At 62.1% G+C, this 21861-nt stretch carries 27 protein-coding genes; 11 read left to right on the forward strand and 16 right to left on the reverse strand.

The genetic code is table 11. The features are described from left to right. The first annotated feature begins 1 nt into the window (after position 1). The gene (locus CO657_RS31575; protein ID WP_003595140.1) at positions 2-577 is read left to right on the forward strand and encodes a HutD/Ves family protein; all 576 of its coding nucleotides are present in this window, start codon (positions 2-4) and stop codon (positions 575-577) included. A 173-nt stretch (positions 578-750) separates the two neighbouring features. Then, positions 751-1380, forward strand: coding sequence for a J domain-containing protein (locus CO657_RS31580; RefSeq protein WP_054184086.1), 630 nt, complete (start codon positions 751-753; stop codon positions 1378-1380). Between the two features lie 24 nt (positions 1381-1404). Here CO657_RS31580 and CO657_RS31585 read toward each other — a convergent pair whose 3' ends face one another. Together CO657_RS31585 and CO657_RS31590 are read right to left on the reverse strand one after the other, a co-directional pair. Further along, positions 1405-2106: a DUF899 family protein gene (locus tag CO657_RS31585; RefSeq protein ID WP_003595138.1), complete on the reverse strand. Its 702-nt coding sequence runs from the start codon at positions 2104-2106 to the stop codon at positions 1405-1407. A 473-nt stretch (positions 2107-2579) separates the two neighbouring features. Further along, positions 2580-2762, reverse strand: a complete 183-nt coding sequence (locus CO657_RS31590; protein WP_054184085.1) for a hypothetical protein — start codon at positions 2760-2762, stop codon at positions 2580-2582. 70 nt (positions 2763-2832) lie between these two features. Between CO657_RS31590 and CO657_RS31595 the strand changes: the two genes are divergently transcribed. Next, positions 2833-3471 (forward strand): alpha/beta hydrolase family protein, encoded by a 639-nt coding sequence (locus CO657_RS31595; RefSeq protein ID WP_054184084.1) that lies wholly within the window; start codon positions 2833-2835, stop codon positions 3469-3471. Here CO657_RS31595 and CO657_RS31600 read toward each other — a convergent pair. From CO657_RS31600 to pcaQ, 4 genes are all read right to left on the reverse strand, one after another. Beyond that, the gene (locus CO657_RS31600; RefSeq protein WP_054184083.1) at positions 3468-4139 is read right to left on the reverse strand and encodes an RES family NAD+ phosphorylase; all 672 of its coding nucleotides are present in this window, start codon (positions 4137-4139) and stop codon (positions 3468-3470) included. The genes CO657_RS31595 and CO657_RS31600 overlap by 4 nt on opposite strands. Beyond that, entirely contained in the window at positions 4136-4660 is a 525-nt protein-coding gene (locus tag CO657_RS31605) for an MbcA/ParS/Xre antitoxin family protein (RefSeq protein ID WP_054184082.1), read from the reverse strand. The genes CO657_RS31600 and CO657_RS31605 overlap by 4 nt, the downstream gene beginning before the upstream one ends. A 93-nt stretch (positions 4661-4753) precedes the next feature. Next, positions 4754-5443, reverse strand: a complete 690-nt coding sequence (locus CO657_RS31610; protein WP_054184081.1) for a methyltransferase family protein — start codon at positions 5441-5443, stop codon at positions 4754-4756. A gap of 18 nt (positions 5444-5461) precedes the next feature. Further along, entirely contained in the window at positions 5462-6379 is a 918-nt protein-coding gene (gene pcaQ, locus CO657_RS31615; protein WP_054184080.1) for a pca operon transcription factor PcaQ, read from the reverse strand. Positions 6380-6792: 413 nt separating this feature from the next. Between pcaQ and pcaD the strand changes: the two genes are divergently transcribed. From pcaD to CO657_RS31640, 5 genes are all read left to right on the forward strand, one after another. Beyond that, positions 6793-7602 (forward strand): 3-oxoadipate enol-lactonase, encoded by an 810-nt coding sequence (gene pcaD, locus CO657_RS31620; RefSeq protein ID WP_054184130.1) that lies wholly within the window; start codon positions 6793-6795, stop codon positions 7600-7602. After that, entirely contained in the window at positions 7599-8000 is a 402-nt protein-coding gene (gene pcaC, locus CO657_RS31625; RefSeq protein WP_054184078.1) for a 4-carboxymuconolactone decarboxylase, read from the forward strand. Before pcaD ends, pcaC begins: the two co-directional genes overlap by 4 nt. A gap of 9 nt (positions 8001-8009) precedes the next feature. Next, positions 8010-8759: a protocatechuate 3,4-dioxygenase subunit beta gene (gene pcaH, locus CO657_RS31630; protein WP_054184077.1), complete on the forward strand. Its 750-nt coding sequence runs from the start codon at positions 8010-8012 to the stop codon at positions 8757-8759. A gap of 2 nt (positions 8760-8761) precedes the next feature. Further along, a complete protein-coding gene (pcaG, locus tag CO657_RS31635) occupies positions 8762-9373 on the forward strand; it encodes a protocatechuate 3,4-dioxygenase subunit alpha (protein WP_054184076.1) in 612 nt (203 codons plus the stop codon). Between the two features lie 197 nt (positions 9374-9570). Further along, on the forward strand, positions 9571-10614 hold the full coding sequence (locus tag CO657_RS31640) for a 3-carboxy-cis,cis-muconate cycloisomerase (protein ID WP_054184129.1): 1044 nt from the start codon (positions 9571-9573) through the stop codon (positions 10612-10614). Here CO657_RS31640 and CO657_RS31645 read toward each other — a convergent pair. From CO657_RS31645 to CO657_RS31680, 8 genes are all read right to left on the reverse strand, one after another. Next, the gene (locus tag CO657_RS31645) at positions 10611-10793 is read right to left on the reverse strand and encodes a hypothetical protein (protein ID WP_425349944.1); all 183 of its coding nucleotides are present in this window, start codon (positions 10791-10793) and stop codon (positions 10611-10613) included. The two genes, CO657_RS31640 and CO657_RS31645, sit on opposite strands and share 4 nt — an antisense overlap. Positions 10794-10857: 64 nt before the next feature. Then, on the reverse strand, positions 10858-11688 hold the full coding sequence (locus tag CO657_RS31650) for a shikimate dehydrogenase family protein (RefSeq protein ID WP_054184075.1): 831 nt from the start codon (positions 11686-11688) through the stop codon (positions 10858-10860). Positions 11689-11692: 4 nt separating this feature from the next. After that, positions 11693-12760 (reverse strand): Gfo/Idh/MocA family protein, encoded by a 1068-nt coding sequence (locus tag CO657_RS31655; protein ID WP_054184074.1) that lies wholly within the window; start codon positions 12758-12760, stop codon positions 11693-11695. 42 nt (positions 12761-12802) lie between these two features. Next, positions 12803-13567 carry an amino acid ABC transporter ATP-binding protein gene (locus CO657_RS31660; protein ID WP_054184073.1) on the reverse strand — a complete coding sequence of 255 codons (765 nt, stop codon included), beginning with the start codon at positions 13565-13567 and terminating at the stop codon, positions 12803-12805. Positions 13568-13624: 57 nt separating this feature from the next. Further along, positions 13625-14266, reverse strand: coding sequence for an amino acid ABC transporter permease (locus CO657_RS31665; RefSeq protein ID WP_054184072.1), 642 nt, complete (start codon positions 14264-14266; stop codon positions 13625-13627). Positions 14267-14276: 10 nt separating this feature from the next. After that, complete coding sequence (locus tag CO657_RS31670; protein WP_012555312.1) at positions 14277-14945, reverse strand: amino acid ABC transporter permease; 669 nt, start codon at positions 14943-14945, stop codon at positions 14277-14279. Continuing rightward, positions 14942-15391, reverse strand: coding sequence for a type II 3-dehydroquinate dehydratase (locus tag CO657_RS31675; protein ID WP_054184127.1), 450 nt, complete (start codon positions 15389-15391; stop codon positions 14942-14944). The genes CO657_RS31670 and CO657_RS31675 overlap by 4 nt, the downstream gene beginning before the upstream one ends. A gap of 230 nt (positions 15392-15621) precedes the next feature. Next, a complete protein-coding gene (locus CO657_RS31680) occupies positions 15622-16452 on the reverse strand; it encodes a transporter substrate-binding domain-containing protein (RefSeq protein WP_054184071.1) in 831 nt (276 codons plus the stop codon). 216 nt (positions 16453-16668) lie between these two features. Between CO657_RS31680 and CO657_RS31685 the strand changes: the two genes are divergently transcribed. Continuing rightward, complete coding sequence (locus CO657_RS31685; RefSeq protein ID WP_054184070.1) at positions 16669-18564, forward strand: bifunctional sugar phosphate isomerase/epimerase/4-hydroxyphenylpyruvate dioxygenase family protein; 1896 nt, start codon at positions 16669-16671, stop codon at positions 18562-18564. A 59-nt stretch (positions 18565-18623) separates the two neighbouring features. Here CO657_RS31685 and CO657_RS31690 read toward each other — a convergent pair whose 3' ends face one another. Together CO657_RS31690 and CO657_RS31695 are read right to left on the reverse strand one after the other, a co-directional pair. Next, positions 18624-19298, reverse strand: coding sequence for a GntR family transcriptional regulator (locus CO657_RS31690; protein WP_054184069.1), 675 nt, complete (start codon positions 19296-19298; stop codon positions 18624-18626). Between the two features lie 38 nt (positions 19299-19336). Next, positions 19337-20005: a GntR family transcriptional regulator gene (locus tag CO657_RS31695; protein WP_054184068.1), complete on the reverse strand. Its 669-nt coding sequence runs from the start codon at positions 20003-20005 to the stop codon at positions 19337-19339. A gap of 498 nt (positions 20006-20503) precedes the next feature. On the opposite strand from CO657_RS31695, the gene CO657_RS31700 reads away from it, so the two are divergent. Together CO657_RS31700 and CO657_RS31705 are read left to right on the forward strand one after the other, a co-directional pair. Further along, positions 20504-21334, forward strand: coding sequence for an MBL fold metallo-hydrolase (locus CO657_RS31700; RefSeq protein WP_054184067.1), 831 nt, complete (start codon positions 20504-20506; stop codon positions 21332-21334). 117 nt (positions 21335-21451) lie between these two features. Beyond that, a complete protein-coding gene (locus CO657_RS31705) occupies positions 21452-21826 on the forward strand; it encodes a GFA family protein (protein ID WP_054184066.1) in 375 nt (124 codons plus the stop codon). Positions 21827-21861 lie beyond the last annotated feature (35 nt).

Below are 21861 nucleotides of genomic sequence, written 5' to 3' on the forward strand. Positions count from 1 at the left end.
GGTGAGGATCCTGCGCGCCGGCGATCACAAGCGCATGCCGTGGAAAAATGGCGGCGGCGAAACGGTGGAGATCGCCGTTTCGCCCGAAGATGCCGGCCTTGCGGGCTTCGACTGGCGCGTCAGCATGGCGACCGTCGCGACGGATGGGCCCTTTTCGATCTTTCCCGGGATCGACCGCACGCTGGCGATCCTGAACGGCAACGGCATGACGCTCGACATCGAAGGCTGGGCGCCGGCGCTGCTGACGACGGCGAGCGATCCCCTCGCCTTCCCAGCGGATATCCCGGTCGGCGCCAGGCTCGAGGACGGTGCGATTACCGATCTCAACGTCATGACCCGCCGCGCGGCCCTTGTTCACACGCTGATGCGGCTCGAAATCGATGGCGGCAGGACCCTGCCGCTGACGTCGTCGACATGCCTATTGCTCTGCCACCGCGGCGCCCTGTCGTTCGCACAGGGAGGTGAAACCGGCGCGCTTGCATCAGGCGATGCGCTGCTGATCACGGATGCGGGCGAAATCGAACTCAAAATCGATGGCGAGGCAACCTGTTATCTTGCATCGATCGACGCCGGCTAATTTCGGCCCAACCTCTTGCAAAGATTGGATAATCGAAAAACGGTCCGGGCATTGGCGCGGACCGTTGCGATTTCCGGCCATGGACGTCATTCCCGCTTTCGGTCTAAACTTTGCCTTTCTGATGCAGAACAAGACCTAGACCGCCCGACGTGCGGGGCAGCAATGGAGCGGGCGTGACGGATCCCTACGATATTCTCGGCGTTGAACGCGATGCGGATGAGGCGCAGCTGAAGGCCGCCTATCGCAGGCATGCAAAAGTCGCCCACCCGGATTCGGGCGGCGATTCGCAAACCTTCGACAATCTGCAGAAGGCTTATGTGCTGCTTCTCGATCCGGTCCGCCGCAAAGTCTACGACGATACCGGCTACGACGTCGAATTCGCCGATGCGGCCGAGCTGCAGGCGCTTGTCATGATCGAGAAGCTCGTCACCGACGCGGTGCTCGACGAGCGGGCGCCCGGAAGTTTCGATCCCGTCGCCGTCATGCAGGAAAGCCTTTCCGAGGAACTGCGCAAAGCGCGGTTCAGCAAGAGCGAGTTGGAACGCCACGCCTCGCGGATCGGCCTGCATCTGGAGCGGCTCGAAAAGCAGTCTGGCCGCGATGTGCTCGCTCACATGTTCCGCGCCCGCATCGAGGCGATTGGAAAGGCGGTCGTGGAAACCGAGGCGAAGATCAAGGCAGCGGAACGCGCCGCCGACATGCTCGCCGGCTATATCTACGACATCGACCCGACGCCGCTGCCGGAGGCCTCGGTCACCAGCATCGAATGGACCGAGCCCTCCAGAAACCGCTCCACCGGCTGACGCGCGACGCGGCTGGTCTTAGCCTTAATAGGACAGCTTCGGATACCAATCCGGCGCCCGGCCTTCTGGCGTTGAATCGAGCACGGTCCAGAGCGGCATCAAATCTGGAGCGCCGCGCGGATCCTCGCCGGGATCGGCCGTCACTTGGCCCATCTCTCCGCCCCAGAAATGACGGATGGTGCCGTCGCGCCGGGTGAAGACGTTGAAAGCGGCGTCATCGCTGCCGTCTTTGCCGATAGCATGATAGTCGCGGCTGTATTCATCGGTCGTGTCGGAATAAAGCGGTAGGTGATGCCAGCCGCGCTCCTTCTTGAAGGCGAGCAGCCGTGCGAGCGGCGAGCGGGCGACGACGGCAAGCGCCACGCGCTGCTGCATATCGGGCACCTCGCCGTCCCAGGCCGACAGCAGCGAGGTGCACATCGGGCATGGGCGCTCCCGTTGCGGCCCGAACATGTAGCTGTAGACGACCAGCGTTTCCTTGTCGGCGAAGAGCTCGCTGAAGCTGATCGGCCCGTCGACACCTTCGAAGCGGTAATCTTTCTTCACCTCGCCGCCCGGCGGCAGCGCCCGGCGCTGGACGGCCACGCGTTCGATATGGCGGCGCAATTCGATCTCTTCGGCGAGCAGCGCGTCGCGGGCGCTGCGATACGCCTCGCTCTCATTGGGGAAGCGGACGCCGTTCTTTGCCGCAAGCACAGCGGCGGGGACGAGATGCTGATGATCCATGACATTTCCTCCTTCAGTTGCCGCACGATTGCAGCACATCGTTAGGATGACGATCGGCGGATGCGAAAATCGACAGCGCCGGCGAAAAAACGGCGGCAAGAAAAAATCCCACTTCGGAATCCCGAAGGACTGCCGCTTCGGGATTCCGAAATCTGCCGGCTTTTTCGCAGTGTGGTCGCGGAAAAACAGACAATGATTTCAATGCCCCAACCAATTTCGGGATTCCGAAGTGCTATATAGAGTATGGTGGGAGTTCGTCACGATCGCCCGGATCGAAACAGACGCCTCGGCGAATGCAATGTCTGAAAATCAAAAAGGGCGCTCGACCCTTGCGGGGAGCGCCCTTATCCTGTCGGACGGCAAAGAGTTCGACGACGTCGATACCCCATGCATCCATTTTTCAGGCAGGGCTGGTATATGCGGCCTCTCCGCCGCGGTTTCAAGGGCCGATCTGCATCATAATCTTGCGATCCCTAAAATGCGACGCCGGTGACGGGATTGACGACCGGCCGTTCGCTTTTGTCGCCCGCCCCAGCCGGCTGCACCGTCGGTGGCGCCAGCGATTCTGCATCGGCAGGCTCCGGCTTGTCGGGGACGGCGCTGACATCTTTGGGGCGCCGCTGCTCGGGCTTTACGTTTTCGTCATTCGTCGACATTGTCTGTCTCCTTTCAGGCAAGAAGTCACGGCCGTCGAGATGGTTCCGATGACGCTACGGAGGATTGCCGATGCTCGACAGATTTCTGCTACAGGGGCCGCAGGATGCGCGCTTCACCATCCTGCTGGCCCATGGCGCCGGCGCGCCGATGGATTCGGCGTCGATGACAGCAGCGACGGAAGCGCTTGCCGGCGTCGGCTTCAGGATTGTCAGATTCGAATTCGCCTATATGGCCGCGCGCCGCAGCGGAGACCGCAAGCCGCCGCCGCGGGCCGAAACGCTCAACCCCGAATATGAAGCAGCGGTTGCCGAACTCGGCGTCAGCGGCCCGCTGATCATCGGCGGCAAGTCGATGGGCGGCCGGGTCGCCAGCATGATCGCCGACGATCTCCATGGCAGGGGCAAGATCGCTGGCCTGCTCTGCCTCGGCTATCCGTTCCATCCGCCCGGCCAGCCGACGAAACTGCGCACCGCTCACCTCAAGGGGCTGACGACGCCGGCGCTGATCTGCCAGGGAACGCGCGACGAATTCGGCACGCGGGAGGAGGTGCGGGGCTACGATCTCTCAAGCAGGATCGAAATCCTCTGGCTCGAGGATGGCGATCACGACCTGAAGCCACGCAAAACAATCTCCGGTTTCTCCGCTGCCGATCATCTCGCCACGATGGCGAAGACGGCAAAGGCCTGGGCGGAGCGTCTCGTCCTCTAGGCGGCGAGCTTCCTGACATCGATGCGCCGGTCGGCGGCGGAAACGGTGATTTCGAAGTGGTCGGCCTGCAGCACGTCGCGAATGTTGCGCGGCCGATGCGCGGCAATGTTGACCCCGCCTCTCAGCCGGACGCTGTCGTAGAGGATGCCGGCGCCGCCGCTCGAACGCACCTCTTCACCCAGCACCTGCGACGCCGCGTAGCTCGCGCCGTCATAGACATCGGGCCGCAATGTCTGCTCGCCGCGAATATCGAGATAGTCGCCGATCAGAGTGGCCGCATAGCTTCGATAGGTGCGCGCCATCGTCGCCACCCCGCGGGCGACGGCCTCGCGCCTCAGATGATGGCCAACCTCGGCGGCGGCTGTCTTCAGAGCATCGGCGGCATACCAGGCGCCGAGATCAGGGCCGTTGAAGCGCATGCCGCCGGCCGCGACATGCAGGAACGCCGCCATCACGATGCTCGCATTCGGCGTGCCGTAAACCCATTCATCCTCGGGAAGCCGCTGGATCCGGTCGGCGACGAGGCGATCATTGGTCCAGCCGACGAGGTCCATCACGGCGTCGAGATCGGCCGCCCGCGTCACCGCATCGAAAAGCCCGATGGGCGGAAATTGCGATGGGATCAGCCGGTAGGAGGGACGCGGCGCTTCGGCAAAACGCGCGCTCACCGGAAGACGATGTCCGCGTCTTCGTAAGGCGTGAGGGCCTCGTCGAGCCTATTCGGCTGCATATAGACACCGCCTCTTGCGCCATCGAGGAACCGGCGCACGGTCATCAATCCGTCCTGGGTTCCGTTCGTCACGATATCGAGCGGCGGATGCCCGCCGAAAACCGGCGCCTGATGCGGCATGCGCAACCAGGCGACGCCGGCGCGTTCGTCGGCAAACAGCACGCCGAGCGCCTGGTGAATGCCGAGCACGGCGGAGATCCGGGTCAGCGTATCGACATCGAGCGTGAAAGCCCCATGCTCGCGCGCCTGCTTGGCCCAGCTGTGATAGGTCGACCGGGAGGGGTAGCCGAGCACGAGCAGACGCTGCTCTTCGTTCAAGCCCCAGAGATCGGCGATCGCCAGGAAGGTCCGCAAGGCCGGTGCACTCAGCCTTCTACGGTTCGCCGGCGCAAAGCGGCCGGTTTCCAGCCGCTGCGGCTCTAGGCTTTCCCGTTGCTCCCTGCGTCGTGCATGCCGCATGATAGCCTCCTGTCTTGAACTAGACATAGTCCAAATCTGGGCATTTCACAACCAGATTTCAAGAGCTTGTTATTCCGACCGCCGGTTCGGGCGTCACCATAATCCAGGAAGTAGCCGGTAGCGGACCTTGCGGCGGTATTCGACATAACCCGGCAGGTCTCTTACCAGATGCTTCTCCTCGTCCAGCAGCCGCGCGACGAGTCCGCCTAAGGCAGGAGGGATGGCAAGCAAGCCCCAATACGAGCCGAGCGACAGCGGTATGCCAACGAAGAGCACAAGCGCCGCCGCATACATCGGATGACGCACGATGCTGTAGAGCCCGCTCGAAATGACCCGCTGATCCCTGCGGATCTCGACCGTCGCCGAGGCGAAGTTGTTCTGCCGCAGGACCAGGAAGCAGCCGTAAAAGCCGGCTGCGATCAGGATGTTGCCAAAAATCACAACCGGCGCCGGAACGGCCGACCCGCCGAACCGATAATCGAGCGCCGAGCCGATGAAGAGCGCAATCAGCACGATGCCGTTGAAAAGCTGAATACACTTCTGTGCCGGCTCCCGTTCCGCAGCCGGCCCGATATGCAGCCGCCGTTCCAGCAAGGCGCGGTCGTATTTCAGAAAATAGGCTGTCGTCGTAACGATCCAGGCGGAAAAATTGAAAAAGAACAGCCAGCCCTGCCAATAGGACAGCGAACCTGCAGCGACGAAGATCATCACCGCGAGCACGGCGACGAATTTCACCGTCGCTTCCGTCGCCCGCCTGCCGAGATTCTTCTTTTGATCCTCCATCGGCCCACCTCCATTATCTCAGGAAACCTCTCCTGCCGCCTCGCGGATCGTCTGCATCAGGATCGATTGCGGCACGGACGGCACGGCATCGGCGCGCATCGTCAGCCCGACCGGCCCCCTCGTCTCGCCGGTATCGACCGGCAACATCGCCAGCCGCCCATCGGCGACATCGTCGGCGACCACGCCGTTGGAAATGATCCAGATCGCGTCGCTCGACCGCAGGAACGCGCGGCCGAAGGAGTCCGATACTGTCTCGATCTGGTTCGGCAGGCTGGAGACGCCGTTGGCGATGAGGAAATTTTCGACCACCGGCCGGATGATCGAACCCCGCGTCGGCATCAGCACCGTGTAATCGCCGAAACCTGAGAAGGGTGATTGCCCGCCGCTCAGCAGCGGATGGCCGGCGCGCACGGCAAACACCACCTGCTCGGAATATAGATGCTCGAAAGAAAAGCCTGCCATCTTCTCGGCCCCGGCCAGACGTCCGACGACGATGTCGAGATCGCCGACGCGAAGCTGCTCCAGCAGCACGGCATTCTCGCCGGTGACGATCTTCACCCGGCTCCAGGTCCGTTCCTTGAGGAAAAGCTCCATCGCCCGCGGCATGATGCGCGACGACACCGTCGGCAGAGCGCCGATGCGTATCGGCGGCGCATCGGCGAACTGTTCCTGCGAGACGGAATCGAGACCCTGGCGCAACGCCGTCAGCGCCGCCCCGGCATGCCGCAGGAAGACCTCGCCGTAACGGGTGATCTTGATGCCGCGGCCATCACGCTCGAAGACGTCGACACCCAGCGCCTGCTCCAGCTCGCGGATCGTCTTTGTCACCGCCGGCTGGCTGACATGCAGCAATTCGGCCGCCTTCATGACGCTCTTCTGCCGCGCCACCTCGACAAAGGTCTGCAGATGACGAAACTTGACGCGGCTGTCGATCATCGCTCACATAACTCCAGGGTTATCGAAAGGCTGATAAATATCATTTTACTTAACCGGATCAACCGGTCAGTTTCACGATTAGGAGTATGGACGTTGGACGGGCTTGCCGGGACGAGTTTGGCGGAGGGCCTCCCCCGCTCTCCGTCATCCTCGGGCTTGACCCGAGGATCCATACCGCGGCTGCCGGTGGGTGCCGCATGGATGCTCTGGTCAAGCCCGAGCATGACGAAGGGCGCCAATGCCCCTCACCCTAACCCTCTCCCCGCAAGCGGGGCGAGGGGACGTGCCAAACGTGGCGTTGAGGTTGACGGAGACGGTGCGGCATATCCCCTTCTCCCCGCCGGGGAGAAGGTGGCGGCAGCCGGATGAGGAACACCCCTAGCTGAGCTGACTTGATGACGGAGGAGATTAACGTGCAATTCGCCCGCATAAACGACGTGACGATCCATTATCAGGTCATCGGCGCGCCCGCTGACCGGCCGGTGATCGTTTTTGTCAATTCGCTCGGCACGGACTTCCGCATCTGGCGCGATGTCGTGGTGCGGCTTGCCGGCGATTACGCCATCGTGCTCTACGACAAGCGCGGCCACGGCCTTTCCGATGTCGGCCAGCTGCCCTCGTCGATCGAGGATCACGCCACGGACCTCGCCGGCCTGCTCGATCTGCTCTCGGTGAAGGACGCCGTCATCTTGGGCCTCTCCGTCGGCGGCCTCATCGCCCAGTCGCTTTATCAACGCCGGCCGGATCTCGTCGGCGCGCTCATCCTCAGCGACACCGCCCATAAGATCGGCACGGCTGAAAGCTGGAATGCCCGCATCGCCTCGGTCGAGAGGAACGGCATCGGCAGCATCGTCGACGCCATCATGGAGCGCTGGTTCACCCCGGCCTTCCGCCGGCCCGAAAGCACCGCCTATTCAGGCTATTGCAATATGCTGACGCGCCAGCCGGTCGAGGGTTATATCGCCGCGTGCGAAGCGATCCGCGATGCCGATTTCACCGAAGCGGCCAAGAGGATCACCGTGCCGACAATCTGCATCGTCGGCGACCAGGACGGCTCAACGCCGCCCGATCTCGTGCTTTCCACAGCAAAGTTGATCCCCGGCGCCCGCTACGAGGTCATCCCGGATTGCGCCCACATTCCCTGCGTCGAGCAGCCGGAAGCGCTGACGGCGATCATCCGCGCCTTCCTGACATCTCTTGCGCCTGGAGAAACCAACCGATGAACGAGACCGCCTCCTCCGAGCGCTACCGGCAGGGCATGGCGACCCGCCGCGCCGTGCTCGGCGACGCCCATGTCGACCGCGCCGCAACCGCTACGACTGAATTCGACCGTCCCTTCCAGGAGCTGATCACCGAAGCCGCCTGGGGCCATGTCTGGTCGCGCCCGGCGCTGAGCAAGCGCGAACGCTCGATCGTCACCATCGCCCTGCTTGCCGCTCTCGGCCAGGACGATGAGGTGGCCATGCATGTGCGCGCCACCGCCAACACGGGTGCGAGCCGTGAGGATGTCTGCGAGGCGCTCTTGCATGTGGCGATCTATGCCGGCGTTCCCGCCGCCAATCATGCGATCAAGATCGCCAAACAGACCTTTGCACAAATGGACGCCGAAAAGGTGGCCTGAGGGGGAGAAATGTCCGAACTACCGAACCGCAAGCCGGAGACCGGCGCCTTCTTCGCCCGCGACCGCGCCTGGCATGCGCCGGCGCTGACCCCCGGCTACAAGACCTCCGTGCTGCGCGCGCCGCAGCGGGCGCTGCTCTCGCTCGACGGCACGATCTCCGAAACCACCGGCCCGGTCTTCGGCCATTCGATGCTCGGCGAGCTCGACAACGACCTGATCCTGAATTATGCGCGGCCCGGCGAAAGCGCCATCGGCGAGCGCATCATCGTCCATGGCCGCGTGCTCGACGAGCGTGCCAAGCCGGTCGCCGGCGCCCTGATCGAATTCTGGCAGGCCAATGCCGGCGGGCGCTATCGCCACAAGAAGGAAAGCTATCTGGCGGCGATCGACCCGAATTTCGGCGGCTGCGGCCGTGCCGTCACCGACGAGGAAGGCCGCTACCATTTCCGCACGGTGCGGCCCGGCGCCTATCCCTGGCCGAACGGCATCAACGACTGGCGCCCGGCCCATATCCATTTCTCGATTTTCGGCCACGGCTTTGCCCAGCGGCTGATCACCCAGATGTATTTCGAGGGCGATCCGATGATCTGGAAATGTCCGATCGTCGGCACCATTCCCGACAAGGCGGCGATCGAACAGCTGATCGCGCCGCTCGACTGGGGCAATACCATCCCGATGGATTCACGCGCCTATAAATTCGATATCGTGCTGCGCGGCCGCCGCTCGACGATGTTCGAAAACAGGCTGGAGGGCAATTGACCATGCAGCAGCTCGGTTATCTGAAGGAAACCCCGTCGCAGACGGCCGGTCCCTATGTCCATATCGGCCTGACGCCGAATTTCTGCGACATAACGGGTGTCTACGACAGCGACCTCGGCACGGCGATGGTCAACGACAAGACGCTTGGCGAACGCATCACCGTCACCGGCCGCATCCTCGACGGCGCCGGCGCCCTGGTGCGCGATGCCGTCATCGAGATCTGGCAGGCCGACAGCGCCGGCCTCTACAACAGCCCCTCGGAAATGCGCGGCGCCGCCGATCCCAATTTCACCGGCTGGGGCCGCTGCCCGACCCGAGCTGAAGACGGCGTCTACAGCTTCGAAACCATCAAGCCCGGCCGCGTCCCCTTCAAGGACGGCCGCAGACAAGCCCCGCACATCACCTTCTGGATCGTCGCCCGCGGCATCAATATCGGCCTGCACACGCGCATGTACTTTCCTGAGGAAACCGAGGCCAACGCCGCCGACCCGCTGCTTCTGCGCATTGAGCATCGCGAGCGCGTCGCAACCTTGATCGCCACCCGCGACGGCGCCACCTGCCATTTCGACATCCATCTGCAGGGTGCCAAGGAGACGGTGTTTCTGGATATTTGAAGGGGCTGGCCAGCGGCCTGTCCTTGAGGTTAAGTGCAAGGAGCCCCCTCACCCTGCCCTCTCCCCGAGGGGGGAGGGGAACAGTGCCATACGAAAACAGCTGCCTGTAAGCGCCGACACCGCCCCAAATCTCTTCTCCCCTGGGGGAGAAGATGGCGGAGCCGGATGAGGGGGCCACGACCACAACCGAGCAATCCATGACCGCATCGCCCTTCGACCACCCCTTCCTCTCCGGCCTGCTCGGCGACGATGAAATCGCGCCCTATTTCTCCGCCGAGGCCGATATCCGCGCCATGCTCTCCTTCGAGGCCGCGTTGGCGAGGGCCGAAGCCGCGCATGGCTTGATACCCGCCGAAGCCGCAAGGCGGATCGCCGAAATCTGCGCCGGCTTCTCCGCCGATCTGCATCGTCTGCGTGCGGCAACGGCAAGGGACGGCGTCGTCGTTCCAGAGCTCATCAAGCAGCTGCGCGAAGTCGGCGAGGAAGCGGCCAAAAGCCTGCATCTCGGCGCCACCAGCCAGGATGTGATCGACACCAGCCTGATGATCCGCCTGAAGGCGGTGGTCTTCCTTTTTGCCGGCCGGCTTTCCGCCATCGTCGCCGGGCTCGATGCGCTCGATCGCCGGTTCGGCCGCAACCGGCTGATGGGTCATACCCGCATGCAGGCAGCCATCCCGATTTCCGTCAGCGACCGCCTCACTGCGTGGCGCGCGCCATTGGAGATCTATCGCGACCGACTGACCGAGCAAAGTTTCCCCGTCCAGTTCGGCGGCGCCGCCGGCACTCTCGACAAGGTCGGGCCACAAGGCCCGGCCATCCGCGCCTCGCTCGCCCAGGAACTTGGCCTGACCGACACCAGGCAATGGCAGAGCGGGCGTCTGCCAATCGCCGATATCGCCGGCCTGTTCACCTCGATCTCGGGCAGCCTCGGCAAAATCGGCCAGGATATCGCTCTGCTTGCCCAGGCAGGAGACGAGATCGAAATCGCAGGCGGCGGCACCTCCTCGGCGATGGCCCACAAACAGAACCCCGTCGCCGCCGAAACCCTGGTCTCGCTCGCCCGCTTCAACGCGACGGCGCTGTCCGGCATTCACCAGTCCCTCGTCCATGAACAGGAACGCTCGGGTGCGGCCTGGACGCTCGAATGGCTGCTGCTGCCGCAAATGGCAATGGCGACTGCCGCGAGCCTGCGGCTGGCGGGGGAACTGACGGGGAATATCAAGCGGCTTGGAACGGCCTAAAGCGCGTCGCGGTCTTTCAGGTCCGCGCCTCGCGCTTTTACCTCAGAGGAAACGAGGCACGTTTCATCGAAGGAGCGCATCGTTTCTTTGTCGACTGTCCCGGCACGGTGCATGGCGGCGACCGCACTGTGGATCGCTTCGAAAGCAGCGCTTTTAAACTTCCGCTTTATCTTCATCATTTGCCTCTGCGTGCGCGCCGCGTCATCGATATTGGCGCGATCCTGAACAATTCCGGCTCAGGGATCAACCGAGCTTGGCGATTGCCCGCAGATTGTCGGCCGTCGTTGTCGGGAATTCGAAGAATTCGAGATAGGCGGGGATTTGTTCGAACAGCATATCCGTGCCGACCTGAAAGGTGCAGCCGCGCGCCCGGGCCGCCTCCAGGAAGGGGGTGATCTCCTTGCTCAACACCACCTCGCCGACGAAGGTCGATGGGGAAATGCGGTCGACATCGATCGGCAGCGGGTCACCCCGGCGCATTCCAAGCGGTGTTGCGTTGACGACGATGTCAAAGCCTGTCGGGTCGAGCGAGCCGATCGTGACGTGAAGGTGGGGGTAATATGTCTTCAGCCGGTCGAGCAGCGCCGCCGCGGTCGTCTCGTTGGCGTCGGCGATCGCCAGATGGGCGACGCCCGCCTTGGCGAGGGATGCCGCGATCGCCGAGCCGACGCCGCCGGCGCCGACGACCAGCGCATTTGCGCCCTCGACCTTTTTGCCCTTGCGCAGAACGCCGCGGACAAAACCTTCGCCATCGAACATGTCGCCGATCAGCCTGCCGTTCGGATCGAGACGCACCGCATTGCACGAGCCTGCGACTTTGGCGTTGGTCGAAGCTTCGTCGAGCAGCGCCATCGTCGCAATCTTGTGCGGCATGGTGATGAGCGCGCCGTGAATATTGGAGAGCCGGAAGACAAGCTTCAAGAACGCCGGATAGTCTTCCGGCCGGCAGCCCATCGGCACGACGACCGCATCGATGCCGTTCTTCTCGAAATAGGGATTGTAGATCAGAGGCGCCTTGAAGGACTCGGTAGGGTAGCCGAGATGGGCGATGAGTTTGGTCGTGCCGGTAATCATGTGGCTAGACTTTCTGGGGATCGGCAGAGGCGCCGGCGTCAGAGAGCTGGATCATCTGCCCCGAGCGCGCCGATCTTTTGATCGCTTCGACGACCCTGAGGGTGGCAAGGCCCTCCCGCCCGCTGACGAGGGGTGCTGCTTCGCCGCAAATGACATCGCAAAAATGATTGAGCTGACGGCAAAGCGGATCGGCGGCTTCGTAAGCCACGCGTTCCTCGGCAAGCGGCTCCAGCCAATCCGGCTTCGACGTCGCTGTCCACAGCGTCAGATCGGGAATGCCGAGCGAACCCTTCGTGCCGCCGATCTGGTAGCAATGTCCGGCATAGCGGGGAAATGCAGGGTTCTCGCCGGTGGTCGCCTCCCAGCTCCAGGGCGCGGCCACCGCATCGCTGCCGGTCAGCGTCGCAAGAACACCGTTTGCGAACCGCAAGGAGACGACAGCCGTGTCCTCGACGGCGTGATGGCGCACGGCCTGCGATTCCATCGCATGCACGGCCTCGACCTCGCCGAACAGAAATCGGAAGAGGTCGACATCATGGATCAGGTTGACGAAGATCGGGCCCGCGCCGGCTTCCCGCCGCCAGGGGACGTCGAAATAGTCGTCCGGCTTGGCGACCCAGAAGGTGCCGTGCACCGCGAGGATCCGGCCAAGCCTGCCGCCGTCGACGATCTGTTTGGCCACCTGGATCATCGGGTTGTGGCGGCGGTGATGACCGATGAGGATCGGTATCCCCGCGCTTTCGCCGGCGCTCACCAGCGCCGCGGCAGCGTCGACGTCGTCGGCGATCGGTTTCTCGATGAGAACAGGGAGGCCGGCGGCGATAACTTCCATCGCATTCTCGACGTGAAGCTGGTTCGGCGTTGCCACGATGACGCCGTCGGGCCTGTCCTCGGCGCCGATGTCCTGGAAGGACGCGTACCATTGGATGCCGGCATTGCCGGCAAAGTCGCGACCGACTGGGGACGGATCGATCACGGCGGAAAGAAGCGTTCCGGGCTCGGAGATCACGCGCTCGGCATGGCGTCTGCCGATCAGGCCGGCTCCCATGACTGCAATCTTCAATGGCTTCATCATCGGCTCCAGAATTTGACGAGAGATCGGCCTTGAAACCGCTTATTTCCGCAGGATTTCGCCGAGAAACTTTCTGGTTCGCTCGTGCCGTGGGTTGGTGAAGAATTCGGCGGGCGCTGCTTCCTCGACGATCGCGCCGCTGGCCATGAAGATCACCCGATCGGCGACCTGGCGGGCAAAGCCCATCTCGTGGGTGACGCAGATCATCGTCATGCCCTCGTCGGCCAGCGCGATCATCGTATCCAGCACCTCCTTGACCATCTCCGGGTCGAGTGCTGACGTCGGCTCGTCGAACAGCATCACTTTCGGCCGCATGCAGAGTGCGCGGGCAATGGCGACGCGCTGCTGCTGGCCGCCCGAGAGCTGGACGGGGTATTTGTCGGCTTGCTCCAGGATCTTGACCCGCTCGAGCAGCCCGCGTGCCCGTTCCTCGGCCTCCGCCCTGCCGACGCCGATCGCCTTCATCGGCGCCAGCATGCAGTTCTGCAGCACGGTCAGGTGCGGAAACAGGTTGAACTGCTGGAAGACCATGCCGACCTCACGACGGATCGCATCGATTGTTTTGGCCTGGTCGCTGAGAACGATGCCGCCAACCCGGATTTCGCCTTTCTGGTAGGTCTCGAGATGGTTGATACAGCGAATGAGCGTCGACTTCCCGCTGCCGGAAGGCCCGCACAGGACGATCCTCTCGCCGCTGCGAACCGTCATGTTGATGTCGTGAAGGGCCTGAAACGAGCCATACCACTTTTCCACTTGCGCCATGGTGATCATGGTTTCTGCGGCCTGGGTGGGCATGGGGCTGGTCATCGGTAGAACTCCAGGATTGGCGGACAGGGCCCGCATCGAAGAACAAGGGGATGCGGATCAGCGCGCGGAAGCGGCAAACTTTCGCTCGAGGCGCGCGCCGAGGATCGTCAGCGGGCAGCACATCAGGAAGTACAGGATGCCGACGACGCCGAAGACCGTCAGCGGTTGGAAGATCTGGTTGGAGATGATGTTGCCGGCCCGCGTCAGCTCGGTGAAGCCGACGATCGAGGCAAGCGAGGTGCCTTTGATCAGCTGCACGAGGAAGCCGATCGTCGCAGGCAGCGAGATGCGCAGCGCCTGCGGCAGGATGACATCCCTCATGCGCGAGACATATCTGAGGCTAAGCGCCTTTGCCGCTTCCGTCTGGCCGCGCGGAACCGCTTCGATCGATCCGCGCCATATCTCGCCGAGATAGGCGCTGGCATGCAGCGTCAGCCCGATGGCGACGGCCACCCAGGCATCGAGCATCAGCCCGATCAGAGCCAGGCCGTAATAGACCACGAAAAGCTGCATCAGAAGCGGCGTTCCCTGGAAGACGGCGATATAGCCGGCGGTCAAGCGTTCCAACAGAGGGTTGCCCGAGACGCGGGCGAGAGCGACGCCGAGCCCGGCAATACAGCCGCAGACGAAGCCGACCGCGGACAGGACCACGGTCCATTGCAGGCCGATCAGGAGGAAGACGAACTCGTCGTGACCCATGGAATTCCTCCTACTTGACGGGATATTTGAAGTAGCGAGCGGAAAACGCCGCAAACAGGCGCATCATCACCCAGGAGATCACGAAATAGAAAAGCGTGACCGTGAAGTAGACCTCGAAGCTGCGGAAGCTCTCCGATTCGATGCGCTGGGAAACGGAGGTCAGCTCATAGGCCGAGATCGCCGAGGCAATGCTGGTGGTCAGCGTCAACAGCACGAACTGGCTGGTCAGCGACGGATAGATCGCCCGCAGTGCGGGCTTGAGGATGATCAGCCGGAAGACCTGCGCCTTATGCAGGCCGAGCGCCAGGCCTGCTTCCATCTGCCCCTTCGGGATCGACTGGACGCCGCCGCGAATGATCTCGATTGCGTAGGCGCCGCCGTTGATGCCGAGCGCAATGATCGCTGTCGGCGTCGGATCCAGCCGGATGCCGGTGAGCGGAAGCGCGAAATAGATGAAGAAGATCTGCACCAGGAACGGCGTGTTGCGGATCAGTTCGACGAAGGCGATGACCAGCCACCGCAAGGGCTTGAGCGCGGAGTCGCGCAGAGCAACCCCGCCGATCCCGATGACGATCGCCAGCAGCATTCCGCAAATGGCCAGCAGGAACGTCCCGAGACAACCGAGCAGAAGGCTCGGCAGCCCATCGATAACAGGGGTGAAATCGAGCTTGTAATTCATGCCTTCGCTGCTCCCGCCATGTCGGCCATTGCTTCTACGGCGAGTTCATAACCGCGGGCGCCGAAGCCGATCATGATGGCAGTGGCGACGCGCGAGATCAGCGAATTGTGGTAGATGCTTTCGCGCGCATGAACATTCGAGATGTGCAGCTCGATCTTAGGCGGATCAAACATCTTCAGCGCATCGAGAAGGGCGATCGAGGTGAAGGTGTAACCGGCCGGGTTGATTATGATGCCGCAGGCTTCTTTGCGGGCCTCATGCACGCTTTCGACCAGCTCACCCTCGAAATTGGTCTGGCGGAAGTCGACGGCAAAGCCGAGGCTCCCAGCCTTTGCCACGCATCTGTCCCTGATATCGGCTAGCGTCGTCGAGCCGTAAATGGCGGGCTCCCGCTCCCCCAGCAGGTTGAGGTTCGGTCCGTTGAGCACAAAAATGGTTCTGGTCATGTCGCACCTCTGGGCCTTGGGCATGGCGGTTGCGTTGACGGTCATAAGCTGCCCACCTTCATGATAGGCTCGTCTGGAGATCGCCGCCCGCCCTCATCGGACATCCGCTCGCGGAGAGAGGGGCTATGCGGCAACCTGCCCGTCCCAACCAAACCTTTCGCAGGGCAAGCCCCTCTCCCCGCGAGCGGGGAGAGGGTCAGGGTGAGGGGCAGCCGTCCCTTGCCGTTGGCTCAGTTGGCCACAAACGGAATGCCTTCCAGCTTTTCCGGGAATTCCGGCACCGGGACCTTCATCCACTTGTCGTAGATGGCCTTGAGATCGCCGTTTGCCTTAATCTTGTCGATGAAGCCATTCAGCGCGGCATTGATTTCCTTCTCGCCGAGACGCGTGCAAGCGCCGTTGTAAAGCTTCTGGAATTCAAGCTTGTTTTCGAATTCGCCCGGGCGCGCCTTGTTCACCCGGTCCATATAGAAAATGTTGCCGCCCAGCGTGTCGACCTGGCCGGACACCAAGGCCTGGACGCTCGCAGCGTCTCCGTCATAGCGCCGAATTGTCGTACCCTCAGGCGCGTTCTTCGTCACCTGCGTGTCCTGCGCAGCACCCTTGGCGACGCCGACCGTGAACTTGGCCATGTCGGCATTGGTCTTGATCTCCGCTGATTTGGGCCCGATCAGGACGATGGCATTGGCCACATAGGGCTTGCTGAACTGCACCGCCTTTGCGCGATCCGGCAGCATGGCCATGGTTGCAAACAGAACATCGACGCGCCCCGCCGTCAGGGCCGGAATGCGGTTGTTGACTTCGAGCGGCACGAACTCGACGGAAACGCCCAGTTCCTTGGCGAACTGCGTCGCAATGTCGGCGTCGAGGCCGTCCTGCTTGCCGCCGCTGGTCACAAAGCCCCAAGGCGGGTTGTCGCCCTGAATTCCGACGATGATCTTGCCGCGAGCCTTGATTTCGTCAGGCGTGATGGCGGCAGCCGGTTGCGCCAAGGTGACGGCAGCCACCAGGGCCGCGGCTCCAAGCATCGCATTTCGACGCGTCAGCATAGATTTGAACATTCTGTTTCCTCCTCTTTTGGCGGTCGTTCGACCGGACAGCCACCTCGCCTTTGACTGTGCAAGAATGATTGCCAGAGACAGGTACTAAAATCAACAGAGTTTTTCAAAATCGTATGAGATTTTATAATGCCTCCATCTATTTTAATTCCTCACGAGATTTGTAATAATAGATGATAACGATTTGCGGCTGACGGTGGGATGAGAAAGGGTTTTGATATGAAGACCTCGATTGCGACTGTGACGATCAGCGGCGAACTGCCGGAGAAGCTCGAGGCGATTGCCCAAGCGGGGTTCGACGGCGTCGAGATCTTCGAAAACGACTTCCTGGCCTTCGACGGAAGCCCTGCCGATGTCGGAAAACTAGTGCGCGACCACGGCCTTGAGATCACGCTGTTTCAGCCGTTTCGGGATTTCGAGGGCATGCCGGAGCCGCTGCGCAGCCGCACCTTCGACCGCGCCGAACGAAAGTTCGACGTGATGCAGCAGCTTGGAACGGATCTGGTGCTGGTCTGCTCGAACGTCTCGCCGGCCGCCATCGGCGGCATCGACCGGGCGGCTGAGGATTTCCGGGAACTCGGCGAGCGTGCCGCCCGGCGCGGACTGAGGGTGGGCTACGAGGCGCTTGCGTGGGGTCGCCATATCAGTGACCACCGCGACGCCTGGGAAATCGTCAGGCGCGCCGATCATCCGAATGTCGGCCTCATCCTCGACAGTTTCCACACTCTGTCGCGCAAGATCGAGGTCAATTCGATCCGCTCGATTCCCAAAGAGAAGATCTTCATCGTCCAGCTTGCCGACGCGCCGCTGATCGACATGGACCTGCTCTATTGGAGCCGCCACTTCCGCAACATGCCTGGCGAAGGCGACCTTCCCGTCACGGCGTTCACCGAAGCCGTCGCTGCCACCGGATATGACGGCTACTTCTCCCTGGAGATTTTCAACGACCAGTTTCGAGGCGGCCTGTCGCGGCCGATCGCTTCCGACGGCCACCGCTCGCTGATCTATCTTGGCGATCAGGTCCGACGCCATCTTGGCACCGGCAGCATGGCCGGGGCGGCGATGCCGGAACGGGCTGCGGTCCAAGGTGTCGGCTTCGTGGAGTTTGCCACGGACGAACAGGATGAAGTGGAGCTGGTAGCTTTGCTGCACACCCTCGGCTTCAAGCAGACCGCCGTCCACCGCACGAAGAAAGTCTCTCTGTTCGAGCAGGGCGAGATCCGGATCCTCGTCAATGTCGATCAGGCGGGATTTGCCAATGCGGCCTATGCCGTGCATGGGACGTTTGCCTATGCCATGGCGCTGGTCGTCGATGATGCGGCAAAAGCATATGCGCGTGCGCTTGCTCTCGATGCCGAGCCCTTCGCCCAGCCGGTTGTGGCGGGTGAACTGGAGCTGCCCGCCATTCGTGGCGTCGGCGGCGGCATCGTCTATCTGATCGACGACAACAGCGCCCTTGGCCGCTTTTCCGAAATCGATTTTCGACCGGTCACCGACGACACCGACACGGCGTCCGCCGGCCTTATTCGCGTCGATCACGTCGCCCAGACGGTCGGCTATGATGAAATGCTGACCTGGCTTCTGTTCTACACTTCGATCTTCGAGACCCATAAGACCCCGATGGTCGACATCATCGATCCCGCAGGGGTAGTCCGCAGCCAGGTCGTCGAGAACCGGTCGGGCGCGCTGCGCATCACCATGAACGGGGCTGAAAATCGCCGCACGCTGGCCGGCCATTTCATCGCCGAGAAGTTCGGGTCCGGCATCCAGCACCTGGCGTTTTCAACTGACGACATCTTTGCAACCGCCGAAAAACTTCGCAGCTGCGGTTTCCGATCCCTGCATATTTCGCCGAACTATTACGACGACGTCGAAGCCCGCTTCGGGCTCGATCCCGCCATGACCGAGCGGCTGAAAGCGGAAAACATCCTCTATGACCGGGACGAGCACGGCGAATATTTCCAACTCTACAGCGGCACCTACGGAGAGGGTTTCTTTTTCGAGATCGTCGAGCGCCGCGGCTATCGCGGCTATGGCGCGCCGAACGCAATTTTCCGGATCGCCGCGCTGAAAAGACAGATGCGTCCGGAAGGAATTCCGAAAGACGCCGATTAATTCCTGGTTCTGGAACCTGTCGTGGTCAGATTGAAGCATTCTGCCGGAGCAGGAAGGCTCTAGAGAATGCGGACGCTCTTCAGCACATGTTCGACGCCGCTATGGACGTGCCGTCTAACCACCTCGGTCGCGCCGGCGACGTCACGCTGGATGGACAGTTCGAACAACAGCCGGTGATCGTCGACGACAGGTTTTCCGCGAAAGCTTTCGGCCAGCATATGGTAACGGAGAAAGCGGTCGAAGACGGACGACAGGGTCGCCATCAGCGTCTCCGAGTTGCAGGCCGAGACGATCGCCTGATGGAACTCCCAATCATATCGCACCCAGTCGACCGTGCGCGAGGTGTCGCCTGCCAGCAGCTTTCGTTCGGCGGCAGCCAGGCGGTGATGAGCCGCGACGATGCGCCCTTCCCATTCGAGATTTCCCGCAGCGAATGCAAGGCCGATCGCATGTGTTTCAAGAACGATCCTCAGATCGGCAAGCTCCAGCAGCTCCCGCCGCGAAGCCGGGCTGACTTCGAAACCACGCTGCCCTTCGGCGAGGACGAGGTTCTCCGTGGTCAGGCGGCTCAGAATTTCGCGCAGCGACGAAATGCCGATGGAGTAGCGCTCCTTTGCCTGCTCCAGCTTGATCTTCGCCCCCGGCGGCAATACCCCCGAAATGATATCCTCGCGGATCTGCCGGAAAACGACATCGCTTACGGTTTCAGCCGGGTCGTGGACGTGTTTGAGCATGGCTTTTCCTGGTGTGGTGGCCCGGCGAACATCCGTCGTCATTTCAACGTCCCCCGCGCCAAAGCATGCTCGACCCCGCCTTGGATATGGAAGGCAAGCACCCGCTTGGCGGTCTCGGCATCCCGTCGCAAGGCCGCATCCAAAAGCTGTTGATGTTCTTCGGCGGCGACGTCGCCCCGGTAAGACAGGGCAACCATCTGATATCGCAGATATTTGTCGAAGATGACCGAATGGGTCTGCATCAGCAGCTTCGATCCGCAGGCCGAAATCAGCGCCTGGTGGAACTCCCAGTCGTAGCGCTTCCAATCCTCGGCCCTGCTGGTATCGCCGGATGACATCACCTGCTCCATCCGCGCCAGTTTGTAGTGGGCCGCAACCAGCGGCGCCTCCCATTCCACGTCGCCACGCGCAAGTGACTGCTCCAGCGCATGGCTCTCGAGGAGCAGTCTCATGGCCGCCGTCTCCTTGAGGTCGGAAACCGATACCGGAGAGACTTCGAACCCCTTCTGTCCTTCGGCAACCACAAGCCCTTCGGAGGAGAGCCGGTTCAGCACCTCCCGCAGCGTACTGATGCTGGTCTCGTAGGATTCCTTCAGGCTTTCCAGCTTGAGTTTTTGGGCGGGCGCCAGCCGCCCGAAAATAATGTCGGCGCGAATGCGCCGGTAACTGCTCTCGGCGATGGTCTCGTTTACGACAGGCTGCAACATCCACCGAGTCTCTTATATTTTTCACATCATCGGATATATCGCGCTTCGGCAATACCGATCAAGGAAACATTCGTGCCTCAGCGTGCACATTTTCTCAGAGGATGCTGTTTTCTACCGAGATTGAACCGGAATGAGGATCCGGCCTCGCCGCAGCCACGCATGCGCGTACCTTTCGGCCGTCCTAGAGAGTTCTAGCGCGAGGGTTTGATCGTGGATTCGGGCTCGGATGGGCGGCAATTGTTTTTTCGATCGCGCGCAACCATCTAATATGCATGATTACGGGAAAATGTCCCCGCCCCAACAGCACGTTTACCGAAAACCAACCATACTGGGTTGCTTTCCGAGGCGAAAGCCGATTGCTTAGGAAAATCTACTTCTTCTTCCGCTAGCGGTTAGGAGAATGAAAGGGGACACAGGCAAACCCGTGGAATTCTGCTGCTTCGCATCGGGATAAACTATGTTTACGATGGCGATGCGGGAAGGCCGGTTTGAAGAACGATGACGACAGAACTGTTTCAGGTAAAATTTTGGGGCGTCCGCGGCAGTATTCCCGTCTCAGGCCCCGAGTTCGACCGCTACGGCGGTAATACTTCCTGCATCGAAATTCGCTGCGGAGAACACAGGATGATCTTCGACGCCGGCTCCGGCCTGCGCGAGGCGGGCCTGTCGTTGCTCGCCGACGGCGTCAGCGATGTCGACCTGTTCTTCAGCCACTGCCACTACGACCACATCATCGGCCTGCCCTTTTTCAAGGCGATCTATTATCCCTCGATCAACGTCAACATCTGGTCCGGCCACCTCGACGGCAAGATGAGCACGCGTGAGATGGTCGAGCAATTCATCAGCCCGCCGTGGTTTCCTGTGAAGACCGACATCTGTCAGGCGACGATGAACTTCCGCGACTTCCATCCCGGCCAGGCGCTGACGCCCCACAAGGGCATCGAGATCAAGACCTTCATGCTCAACCATCCGGGCGGCGCCATCGGCTACCGCATCGAATGGCAGGGCCGTTCTGTCGCTCTGATCTACGATATCGAGCATATTCCCGGCAGTTACGACCCGGTCTCGCTGGAGATGATGCGGGACGCCGATCTCGTCGTCTACGATTGCACCTATAATGAAGACGAGATGCAGCGTTTCAAAGGCTTCGGCCATTCGACCTGGCAGCACGGCACCGAACTGGCAAAGATCGCCGGCGCCAAACGCTTCGCGCTCTTCCACCATGCCCCCTCGCGCACCGATGAACAGCTGGCGCAGATGGAAGTCCAGGCCCAAGCCGCCTTCCCCGAATCCTTTGCCGCCCGCGACAATCAGACCGTGGTGATCTGACAGGCTGCAGGCCGCTTTCGCCGGCTGCAGTCGGCCCTCGCTTGAGCCTGCTGCGGAACCGATCCCGAGCCCGCCCGTTTTCCCGGCATCGCAAGATGATCGAAACGGGGATCAGCCATGACCGTATTTTCCGGACAATGCCTTTGCGGGCAGGTGCGCATCTCTGTCCGCGGTGAACCCATCCGTGTCGGTATCTGCCATTGCATGGACTGCCGGAAGGAAAGCGGTTCGGCCTTCACCTTCTATGGCATCTGGCCCGCCGGCCAATTCGAACATTCGGGGCAAACCGGCGCGTTCCAAGGCCGGCATTTCTGCACCGGCTGTGGTTCGCGGCTGTTTTCCGTCGATGACGAGGAAGCGGAAATCAAGCTCGGCATCCTGTCCGAAGCGCCGACGCCGCTGGTTCCGCGCTATGAGCTCTGGATCAAACGCCGCGAGCCGTGGCTGCAGCCGGTCGAGGGCGCCGAGCAGTTTGCGGAAGACCGAAAATGAGCGGCGACGTCGAAAGCGTGGCGGCCCTCGTCCGG

It is taken from the genome of Rhizobium acidisoli (genome assembly GCF_002531755.2).
Lineage (GTDB): Bacteria > Pseudomonadota > Alphaproteobacteria > Rhizobiales > Rhizobiaceae > Rhizobium > Rhizobium acidisoli.